At 36.4% G+C, this 11371-nt stretch carries 9 protein-coding genes; 6 read left to right on the top strand and 3 right to left on the bottom strand.

Features of this window, described 5'->3' with window-relative positions; all coding sequences use genetic code 11:
- Nucleotides 1-76: 76 nt before the first annotated feature.
- Entirely contained in the window at nucleotides 77-982 is a 906-nt protein-coding gene (locus PR767_RS03235) for a LysR family transcriptional regulator (protein WP_164529188.1), read from the bottom strand.
- Nucleotides 983-1063: 81 nt separating this feature from the next.
- On the bottom strand, nucleotides 1064-2059 hold the full coding sequence (locus tag PR767_RS03230; protein ID WP_042851748.1) for a nitrilase family protein: 996 nt from the start codon (nucleotides 2057-2059) through the stop codon (nucleotides 1064-1066).
- A 1289-nt stretch (nucleotides 2060-3348) separates the two neighbouring features.
- On the opposite strand from PR767_RS03230, the gene PR767_RS03225 reads away from it, so the two are divergent.
- The 6 genes from PR767_RS03225 (at nucleotide 3349) to PR767_RS03200 (ending at nucleotide 9235) form a co-directional block, all read left to right on the top strand.
- On the top strand, nucleotides 3349-3585 hold the full coding sequence (locus tag PR767_RS03225) for a helix-turn-helix domain-containing protein (RefSeq protein ID WP_004907928.1): 237 nt from the start codon (nucleotides 3349-3351) through the stop codon (nucleotides 3583-3585).
- Between the two features lie 239 nt (nucleotides 3586-3824).
- Nucleotides 3825-4382, top strand: coding sequence for a fimbrial protein (locus PR767_RS03220; protein ID WP_004907930.1), 558 nt, complete (start codon nucleotides 3825-3827; stop codon nucleotides 4380-4382).
- 77 nt (nucleotides 4383-4459) lie between these two features.
- On the top strand, nucleotides 4460-6955 hold the full coding sequence (locus PR767_RS03215; protein WP_272519875.1) for a fimbria/pilus outer membrane usher protein: 2496 nt from the start codon (nucleotides 4460-4462) through the stop codon (nucleotides 6953-6955).
- Between the two features lie 11 nt (nucleotides 6956-6966).
- On the top strand, nucleotides 6967-7695 hold the full coding sequence (locus tag PR767_RS03210) for a fimbrial biogenesis chaperone (RefSeq protein ID WP_004907935.1): 729 nt from the start codon (nucleotides 6967-6969) through the stop codon (nucleotides 7693-7695).
- 85 nt (nucleotides 7696-7780) lie between these two features.
- Complete coding sequence (locus PR767_RS03205) at nucleotides 7781-8257, top strand: fimbrial protein (RefSeq protein WP_272519874.1); 477 nt, start codon at nucleotides 7781-7783, stop codon at nucleotides 8255-8257.
- A 12-nt stretch (nucleotides 8258-8269) separates the two neighbouring features.
- Nucleotides 8270-9235, top strand: coding sequence for a fimbrial protein (locus PR767_RS03200; RefSeq protein WP_004907939.1), 966 nt, complete (start codon nucleotides 8270-8272; stop codon nucleotides 9233-9235).
- 141 nt (nucleotides 9236-9376) lie between these two features.
- Here the strand turns inward: PR767_RS03200 and PR767_RS03195 are convergent, their stop codons facing one another.
- Nucleotides 9377-11023: a fumarate hydratase gene (locus tag PR767_RS03195; RefSeq protein ID WP_109912651.1), complete on the bottom strand. Its 1647-nt coding sequence runs from the start codon at nucleotides 11021-11023 to the stop codon at nucleotides 9377-9379.
- Nucleotides 11024-11371: the final 348 nt, after the last annotated feature.

The raw sequence follows: 11371 nt of genomic DNA, 5'->3' as shown, positions 1-11371 counted from the left end.
CAATATGTGCCTATCTTACGATGATAATGATAATAAATATCAGAGTTCAAATGTTTAATATATAGGAATTACGGAGTTATTCTGATTCACTCTCTCTTGAGAATGCTCCATAAACTTCATCAATTAATTCATGGATGGTGTTTTGCCATAATTTAGGTAATGAAGCCTGCCATACCACATCAATCCGCCATTGGGCATGTTCACAATGTTGAATCGGAATAAAACGTATGTCTTTTGAGCTGATATTTTTTGCACTATAGGGTAAGAGGCTCACACCAACCTCAGCGGCGACGAGTGCAATTAATGTTTGAATATCATTTGCTTCCTGAGAAGGCGTAATTAATAAGCTTTCATATTTTAGGTAGCGCTGAATTTGTTGATGAAGCTTTGAGCCACGTTCTGCGCGTAACAATAATAAAGGAAAATGAGTTAGATATTCCTTAACTGATAATCGAGACGCCGATTTTTGTGCGACGGCTAAAGCAAGTACTTCAAATTTTAATGCTTTGCTCACTAAGCTATCTGTGTTTTTAAATGCAAATTGGCGAGTAAAAGCAATATGCAATTCATGAGTTTGTAGCTGTTTCTCCATTTCGTGAGAAGGCATGTCATCCAGCTGAATTGGAATATCAGGGAGTTTTTCACGCAGCCGTGCAACAAATAAGGACGCTTCGTGAAATGTTGATATGCCAAATCCGACAGTTAGTTTTACAGGAGGTTGTTCTCGAAGAATTGCGGATTGACGTAAAAGCTCAGTAGTGTGAGCAAGCACTTGCTGTGCATAGGGAAATAGTATTTTACCGTGTGGAGTCAATACAGCGCCATGACGTCCACGTTCAAACAGAGTCATCTCTAATTGTTTTTCAAGTAATTGAATTTGTTTCGTTAAGGCTGGCTGGCTAATATATAAACGTGATGAAGCTTCGCGATAATTTTTTGTTTCTGCAAGAATGATAAATGCGCGGAGTAGTCGAGTATCCATGATGGTTAGCCAGTTCCTAATAGTAGAAGACGCCATAGTATTTGTATTATGAATGCTATGGCGTGTCATTGACTTTAGCTATTATGGCTTTTCTTTATGATAAGGGGAATTCTGCTCCGCAAAGCGAACACTACGAATATCGGTTTCATAGCCCAGAGTTTCAGTCATAATGCGGTATAATTCAGGTCTTCTACCTGTAAGCCAACGCCGCCCATTCGAGGTAGGAAGCAAACTAAGGTCAAGATCTGCAATGACCACATCATCCTCAACCAATAAACTCTCTTTGACAATTCGGCCATAGGGGTCTATCACCATTGCATTACCTGTGCGAATTTCATCATCATCTAGGCCAACGCCATTACTAAACAGATAAAAAACGCCATTATCGTGAGCTCTTGAAGGTAACCAGCGCATTAGCCATCCTCGCCCATTTTCACCTTGGCATGCCTCCAATAGTGCTTGGGGGTTCTGTTTTCTATTTTCCCAGAGACTAAGGTTGAGTGGTTTCATTCCATAAGGGCTACTCGAATGAGTTCCACCGGTTTGGTGGGGAGCAAGAATAATATCTGCGCCAAGTAGTGCGTTTATGCGTGGGTTTTCAATTAAGTTATTATCCCAACAAATTAAAATACCAACTTTTACCCCCCATGGTGTATCGAATACCGTGTAACTATCTCCACTATGAATGGTTGGGTGCTCAAACGCATGCAATTTACGGTGAGCATGGTATTGTCCATTTGGCATGCAAGCGACCCAAGTATTGTAGCATTTGCCATCTAACCCTTTTTCAATCAATCCAACACCAATAATCATGTCTAATTCAATCGCACGCTGGCGGATCAATGCTAATGATGGGCTATCGTGCAAGGTTTCACTCAATGCATAAACGGCGTCATCAGGTAGCTTCGGCACGTGCCAATAACCAGTGATACACATTTCAGGTAACACCAGTATTTTCACTTTTTGTTGTGCAGCTTGAGTAATAAAGTCATGGATACGTTCTAAATTATAGGGTTTGTCGCTAGGGCGGTGTTGGAACTGTACAGTTGCAACACGAAGCTGTGATTGTGTTGGCATCATTTTGATCTCCTTGGTTTAAGGAGATCAAACCATGTTGTTCAAACAAAAAATAATGAGTTATTTTCTTATTCAATAACGGTTAGTTATTGAATAAATCTTTAAGAACACTTAAAAATAGTTTTTTTATACGCAAATTAACGTAAAAAGATAGATTTGCATTATATTATACGAAATAAAACCTCACATTAAGCGTGATATTCTTATATTATCTACTTTATTTAAAGAGTGATTGGTTAATTATTCCTCAATAAATACTCTTATTTAGTGAATTAGGTATGCAAGTAGTCCTTATTCTCCGAATTAAAAGCATAAATTTAACCTAAGCTATATGAGCAAAATACAATATTCATATGCCTCCTTCTTGTCGTTTTGACTATTTTCTTGGGAAAAGGCGAGGTAAAACACTTGTTTTACTCGTTTTATTATGCCTGAAGCTATAATTATTATGTTTTATTTTTGTTATATTTCATTTTTATCCTATAAGTTTGCAATATACTTTTGTGATTTGTTACAATTGGAAATAAATGTAACGTATTGTTATTTAAGAGTTATTTTTGTTGTAGACTGTTGGTTTTTACTCAATATGTGGGTTATTGAAGGTTATCAATATTGATATTACTCTTATTACGGATAATTTGTTTTACTTATGAGTAGATCGTGGCCATTAAAAAAAAATCACCATTTTTTATATTCTAAACTCTTATTGCGAGTAAGCAAAAACCTCTGTTAATTTAATTAAAATAAATAATAAAAATAAAAAAACCATTGGCAGTTGTTTTTTTGAAGCAAACATTAAAAATGTAAAAAATAAATTAATATATAAAAAATAAGTATATAAAAATACTTAGTAATCAATGAATACCATAATAAATTTATGATAAATGTCTTAGTTATATTATAAATTAAATCCTCGCCATATTTTTGTTTATTACAACTGTTAATGGTAATAAATTATTTTTCTTTAAAATCAATTTGTTATGTTATATTTAATCATTTTCATTAAAATAGTAACTAATAAGAATAATGTGTTTTTTATCCTATAAGATAATTAAAACTAAAATAATGAAATATTGATAGGTTTCAATGGCTTTAATTTATTCGATTGATCGTTATAAACAGTTTTACTTTTATATATTGAAAACTATAATTAACTCAAATTTCGTGTTTTAATTGGTTTGTTCTACTTTGATTTGGTTATATAAGCAGTGCTGTTCATTATGTTAAAGGTTTTGATCTGTAATATAATTTAGCCATTTAATATTTTAGGTTATTTTGGGCTATTGTTGATGATAAATGTAAATCGGATAGTAGGTAGAGAGATTAGAAAAAGAAGAAAGCACTTAGGGCTTTCTGGTATTGAATTAGCGAATCTTGTTGGTGTAAGTCAGCAACAAATTTCACGCTATGAAAGAGGTGAGTGCAATATCAATATTGAAAATTTGCACGTGCTTGCTAATGCGTTAGAAACTGAAATGATTTGTTTTTTTATCGATGATGTTTTTATCAATAAAGAAAATAATTAATTTAAAATATTAAGAATAATCTAATTATAAATCGAAATTAATAAGATAATTATAAATAATATGTTTTAAAATTAATAAAACATCTAATCTAATAAAGATATAGCGTTTTTATTTTTCTTAATAAAAACCTAATCTTTATGTTTTTTATCATTAAATTCTCAGCAAATAGATATCAACTTAATAATTTATTGATTATTAGGTGATTGGTACGTATGTCGTCTTTTTATAGGAAAATATAAATGAAATTAACTAAAATTGCATTAGCTACAATTATCGCTTCTTCATTCGGTATTGCAAACGCAGCACCTGTAGATCAAGGAAGTGGTATCATCAATTTTACTGGTAAAGTTATTAATGCACCTTGCTCAATCCCAGGTGACGGTACAATTAACGTTGACCTTGGCCAAGTTGCAAATAAAGTATTAGAAACTGGTAACAAATATAGCCAAAGCGTTCAATACAATATCCAGTTAGAAAACTGTGATTTAGGTGAAGTTAAAGATTCTAGCGATGTAGTTGTCTTCCCTGCAGTTAGCAAAGTTAAAGTAACTTTCACGGGTACTCCAGATACTACAGCTAAAGAATTACTGGCAAACACTGGTACTTCTAAAGGTGTTGGTGTTCGTTTAATCAACGCTGATGGTGCAACAATGAAAGTTGGTGACACCAGTGTTGAGCTGCCATTAGCGGATGGTCCAAATAAATTAGCATTCAGTGCACGTGTTGAAGCAAATGGTAGTAAAGTTGAAACTGGTAGCATCATTTCTCAAGCAACTTATGCTTTAAACTACCTGTAATTTTTTATTTAAAATAACAGGCATATATTTGCCTGTTATTTTCCTTTCTTAGCTTTTATTTTTTGACAGGGAACATCATGTCTCTATTGCCTCAGTTTGAAATAAATAAAATATTATTTTCGATTGCGTTGGCATTTTCCGTTTCGGGAATATCAAATGCAGTGGAATTTAATATGAATATTATTGATGCTAAGGACAGAGATAATATTGATTTGAGTCAATTTTCAAACCCTGACTTTATTCCTGCAGGCGAATATCTAACGGATATTACATTAAATGGTAGAAAACTATCAGGGCAGTATTTAATTAAGTTCATTGAAGAGAGTAAAGATACTTCAACACTCTGTGTTACACCAGAGATGGTAAATATTTTTGCATTAAAAAAGAAGATAAAGGAAGAGCTTCTGCAAAATAATAATGGCCAGTGTGTTGAACTATCTAAAAATTTAGATATTAGTTATCGCTTTGATAAAGCGAATCAAAATATCTTATTTTCTATTCCTCAAGCTTGGCTTGAATACGATGATCCGTATTGGGTTCCACCTTCCCAATGGGAAAATGGGATTATGGGAGCATTTCTCGACTATAACCTGTTTGCTAATTATTCTGCGCCTAAAAATAACAGTGAAACATTCAGTGGTAGTAGTAACGGTACCGCTGGCGTTAACTTAGGTGCTTGGCGTTTCCGTGCGGACTATCAATATCAATATAATCGTTCTCAAGGTAAAACGAATGAACGGTTTGATTGGACTCAGTTATATGCCTTTCGTGCCTTACCTCAAATGGGGACAAAGGTTTTACTTGGTGAGTCTTATTTGAAGACTGATTTATTTGATAGTTTTCGCTTTATAGGGGCGTCTATTTTTAGTGATAATCGGATGCTTCCACCTTCACTACGTGGTTATGCGCCTCAGGTTACGGGTATCGCTAAAACAAATGCGATGGTGATTATTTCACAGAATGGGCGTGTGATTAAGCAAGTTAAAGTCGCTCCCGGGCCATTTAATGTTCAAGATATTACTGAAGCAGTACAAGGTACTTTAGATGTCACCATTGAGGAAGAAGACGGTTCAAAAACCACTTATCAAGTAACAGCAGCATCGTTGCCGTTTTTAACGCGTCAGGGGCAGCTGCTTTATAAATTTACCATGGGGCAATCTGACCCATTTGGCCGCTCACAGAAAATTGACCCTAAATTTATTGTCGGGGAAGTCTCCTATGGTTTATTTGGTAACACATCAATTTTCGGCGGGTTAATTGCCACGGTCGATAATAACAATTATCAAGCGATGAACTTGGGAATAGGGCAAAACATGAATATGTTTGGTGCTATTTCCCTTGATATTACTCGTACCCATGCAAATTTAGATAATTTTGGCTCTTATTCAGGTAACAGCTACCGTTTAAATTATTCTAAACGTTTTGAATCTACCAATTCGCAGGTGACATTTGCAGGCTATAAGTTTTCTGAAAAAGAATTCTTAACAATGCCTCAATACATTGATGTAGCTAATGGTGTGCTTGATTTTAGGCGTGACAAAAACGTCTATACCGCGTCTTTTAATCAATACATTAGCCCATTGGATTTAACGGTTTATTTTAATGCCTCTCATCGTCAATTTTGGAATAGCGAATCGACAACAAACTTTGGGATGAGCTTTAGTAAGTTATTCAGTATTGGGCAAATTAAAAATATTTCCGGCACATTATCTCTTAATAAAATTAAATATGAAGAGACGGATGATAACCAAATTTATCTGTCTTTCTCCGTGCCACTCGAAAACGGGGCTTCAGTGAGTTATGACGCCCAATATGCAGATAGTGACCATAGCTTTGGCCAGTCAGTGGGTTATTACAGTGCAAATGAGAATAACAACTACTGGAGTATGCGTGTGGGCGGTGACCAGCACAAACTTGGGCGTGCAGAACCAAATATCAGTGGTAGTTATCAATATTCATCGCCTTATGGCGTGTTAAATGTTAATGCGACAGAAAATGTGAATTCATATCGCGCTGTCGGCGGTAGTTGGTATGGCTCCATGACTGCAACAAAATACGGTGCGGCCATGCACCGTAACGGGACTAACAACGAACCTCGGGTAATGATTGATAGTGATAATGTCGCAGGAATTTCTATTGATAATGGAGAATCTGTCACGAACCGATTTGGTATTGGTGTTGCGACAAGTTTAAATAGTTTTTCTAATTCAGATGTTTACATTGATATGAATACATTACCTGATGATGTGGATGTCAATGACAACATTATTGGTAAAACATTGACTGAGGGCTCAATTGGTTATCAGAGAATAAAAGCGAACCAAGGAAAACGTATTCTAGCAATTATCCGTTTGAATAATGGAAATTATCCACCGCTTGGTACCAGTGTGATTGAAGTAGGCACAGGAAGAGAAGTCGGAATTATTGCAGATAGTGGCGTTGCTTATTTAACGGGTGTGGTTCCAGAAGAAAGCTACATAGTGAAATGGGCCGCTGGCGCAAACCAATGTAGTTTGAATTTACCTAATATTGCCGAAAAAAATCAGGGTAAAGTCCTGATCCCTTGCCAATAAAGGAATGATGTATGAGTAAAAAGTATGTAGTAGCTTTAGGATTTTCATTAGTTTTTGTCGGCATGCAAGTTGCGTCTGCTGCGATTAATATCGACCGTACACGGATTATTTTTCCAGGCAAAGATAAATCAATGAGTTTGGTTATTAACAACCAAAGTAAAACAATGCCCTACTTAGCTCAATCTTGGATGGAAGACGAAAAAGGGAATAAGATTTCTGAACCTTTTACCGTTTTACCTCCAATGCAACGTGTCGAACCGAATGCTAAAAACCAGATAAAAATTATTAAAACGGAGGGAATTGACGCTCTTCCACAAGATAGAGAATCGCTGTTCTATTTAAATGTGCGCGAAATTCCCCCTGTTGCAGATAAGGAAAATGTTGTCCAGATTGCGATTCAAAGTCGTCTAAAAATGTTTTATCGTCCACCTCAAATCGAAAATAATAGCGACAAAGTATGGGCTAAAGAGCTGAAATATACACATACAGGTGGGCAATTATTAATTGAAAATCCAACTAAATATTACGTGACTCTTGGTTACCTGAGTAATACCAACCAGAAAAACTTTCCTGGTTTTGAAAGTGTCATGATAGCCCCGTTTTCTAAAGAAAGTGTCCCCGTGCCATCAAGCAGTTTTAATCAGTTATATACCGGGTATATGGATGATTACGGTGGTATGAAAATGTTGACTTACCAATGCGCTGCATCAACCTGCCAGTTGTCAAAAGAGAGCCAATAGGATTTTAGATATGAGAAATTGCTACTTTTCAATATGTCTTTTTATGCTATCGCTATGCACCAGCCAAGCTTATGCAGATAGTAGCATGATGAGAGGTGATCTTAATTTTACGGGAAATGTGGTGGCATTACCTTGTAAGATTTCATTTTACTCGATAGATCAAAATATTGAATTAGGGCCAATATCTCTGAATTACTTTAATGAAATTGGGGACAGAAGCCCTAAGCACGAAATCAAATTGAAATTTGATGACTGCGTTTTCCCAAAACGTGATCGCGATGATAGAGATCCGGTTGTCCGGATCATGTTTATTTCAGAGCCAACTGAAAGTACAGACCGCAATTTATTCGGTGGTAAAACCATTCTAAATGGCTATGGCATTCGTTTGATGGATAAAGATGGCAATATTGTTCCTAATGGAGAATACCGCAGTTATCCCATCTATTTTGATGATAACCAGCAAATTACGATTTATTCCATGCTAGAGAGCTATCTGCCAAGAAATGAATTAACAGTGGGTAATATTAAAACGCAAATTACCTTAAATATTACTTACATATAAGGTGTATAAATCATGATACACACGTTTATTCAAAAATATGGTTTTTATATTTTATTTCTGTTCGTTTTTATTAGCCCAAAAACATTTGCTTTAGATTGTGTTGAAGCTGGGACTGGAGTCGTCATTAAACCTGCGGTACCGGTTGGGCAATTAGCGATTCCTTCAGATACACCTGCGGGAACGGTTATTTGGCAATCTGACCCATTAACAGTCACTGTTTATTGCGATAACGTACTCGGTAATATGGTTGACGTTGTTCATATGTATTTTAATCCGACATCACAAAAATTAGGGACAGGGTTGCTACTTGGTGCTAACTATCAAGGTGAACAACTTGAGCGTGATAAACAAAAAGTCAGCTTAGGAACACCGCCAATTAGTGGCAAGCAAAGCGTTACTGTGACTGTCACATTTACTTTATATATTAAGGTAACAGGTACGGTCCCGCCGTCTGGGAATTATGAAGGTGATAACCAATTTACGGTTTTCCAATTTGATGGGAGCGGGGGGATCAATACGACACCGGGAGCGAAAAACTTACGCTATTCGATATCTGGGTTACGAGGGATTCGTTTCTTAAAATGTGGTGCGGATATTAAAGTTTTCCCAGAATCACAGCAAATTGATTTTGGCCAGTTAATGATCACAGAATTGAATCAAGGAAAAGAATTTAAAAAGGATTTTCAAGTTCAAGCAGTGAAAAGAGGTTGTCTTGATAACTTCTCGATGAATATCAATTTTGAAACAACCGATCCATTAAATGGCGAATATGCGATTGATTTGAAAAATGGAACCAATTTGACAATTATGGATGATAAAAGTAATCAGATAAAATTCAATTACTTCCAATTTTTCGGCAGTTTACCACAAGGAAGCACATCAGTAACGCGTGATTATAGTGCAACCATTAAAAAGGCGGGAACGGTGAAAACGGGAGGATTTAACGCCTCAACCATTGTTCGAATTAACTATTATTGATGTTAGTTATGCATTGATGTGAGTGATAATAAAAGAGCGGGTTTTTGGCCTGCTCTTTTACTATGTAACTGTATGACTATGTAACATAATCATACAGGCTAACGAAAGTTAGCGCATTCCATTGCGCTAGAGTGGCAAATATTACTTAACGCATTTACTGCAAGTCTCATTTTGGACTTGTTCAAAGAAGTTATTGCCCTTGTCATCAACGAGAATGAATGCTGGCAGCCCTTCAACTTCCATTTTCCAAATTGCTTCCATGCCTAATTCTGGGTACTCAAGGCAATTTAAGCTTTTCACATATTCTTGCGCCAGTATTGCTGCTGAACCACCAATACTACCTAAGTAGAAACCGCCGTGTTTCTTACATGCATCGGTTACCGCTTGAGTTCGGTTGCCTTTCGCCAACATTATCATGCTACCACCGTGGGATTGGAACAGGTCAACGTAGGGGTCCATTCGGTTACCCGTTGTTGGGCCTAAAGAACCAGAAACCATATCTTCCGGTTTTTTGGCTGGCCCTGCGTAATAGACCATGTGGTCTTTAAAGTATTGTGGTAATTCTTCGCCGTTATCTAAACGTTCTTTAAGCTTGGTATGCGCAATATCTCGAGCGATGATCAGTGGGCCACTGAGGGAAACACGGGTCGATACAGGGTGTTTACTTAGCTCAGCCAAAATATCTTTCATTGGACGGTTGAGGTCGATATGCACCACTTTTCCTTCAGCTTGGTGACGCATAGATTCAGGAATGTATTGGGCTGGGTTATGCTCCATTTTTTCAAGCCATAAACCGCTTTTGGTGATTTTAGCCTTAATATTTCGGTCAGCCGAGCAAGAAATGGCTAAACCGATTGGGCAAGAGGCGCCATGACGAGGTAAACGAATAACACGCACATCGTGAGCAAAATATTTACCACCAAATTGGGCGCCAAAGCCAAGATGACGTGACGCTTCTAATAACTCATTTTCTAGCTCAATATCACGGAAAGCTCGGCCATATTCATTACCCGTGGTTGGCAGATTGTCGTAGTATTTCGCTGAGGCGAGTTTGGCTGTTTTCAGTGTTGTTTCCGCAGAGGTGCCACCGATAACGAAAGCAATATGATAAGGTGGACAAGCTGTTGTTCCTAAATTTCTCATTTTTTCAATTAAGAAATTTTTTAACTTAGCTGGTGTTAAGGTTGCTTTTGTTTCTTGATAAAGTGCTGATTTATTTGCAGAACCGCCGCCTTTATTGACAAACAGGAAGTGATACTCATCACCTGTGGTCGCAAAAATGTCAAACTGTGCTGGCAGGTTTGTACCTGTATTGACTTCATTAAACATATCTAGCGGTGCATTTTGCGAAAAACGCAGGTTTTCGTGTTGGAAGACGTTGTAAATCCCTCGTGACAGGTACTCTTCGTCATCACAGTCTGTCCAAACTTGTTGGCCTTTTTTCCCAACAACCGCAACGGTGCCGGTATCTTGGCAGTTTGGCAAAATACCTTTTGCAGAAATTTCAGCATTGCGAAGTAATTGCAATGCCACATATTTGTCGTTTTCGCTGGCTTCTGGGTCTTGTAAGATAGCAGCGACTTGTTTTTGGTGCGCAGCCCTTAAAAAAAACTGGGATTCATAAATTGCGTGTTCTGCAAGGAGGGTTAATGCTTCAGGTTCAATCTTTAAAATTTGCTTGCCTGCAAATTGTTCTACAGAAACATATTTATCAGAGACTTGGAAATACTCGGTTTTATCCTCAGATAATGGATAAGGTTCTTGGTAAAAAAACGCTTTATTGGCCATTTTGCTCACTCACATATTAATTTCAGTGGAATTTCCAAAAATAATCACCCGTAGGTTTATGCTTATTCTTTAATTGGTTTAACTCGAAAGATACAAAGTAAAATTTATAGGTGTAATAATGAAACAAAAATTACAAAATAAGTCACTAAAAGTTACAGTTTAGCTTGAAATTATATCAATTTGATTATTATATTCAAAGGGATGCAAAGGATAATATGATGTTGGTTAAATTTATTGAGATAAAAAACAAGGATTAATAAAAATTAGATTTAAATCACATAATAATATTATTAACTACGACTTTAATTATTTGTTATAGATGTTGCCAGTTATTAGCTTTTTTCATGT

Origin of the sequence: Providencia sp. PROV223, assembly GCF_028479245.1 — a bacterium.
In the GTDB taxonomy this organism is placed as follows: Bacteria; Pseudomonadota; Gammaproteobacteria; order Enterobacterales; family Enterobacteriaceae; genus Providencia; species Providencia rettgeri.
The sequence above is the reverse complement of the archived record's forward strand: the minus strand, read 5'-3'. Positions and strand labels throughout refer to the sequence as shown.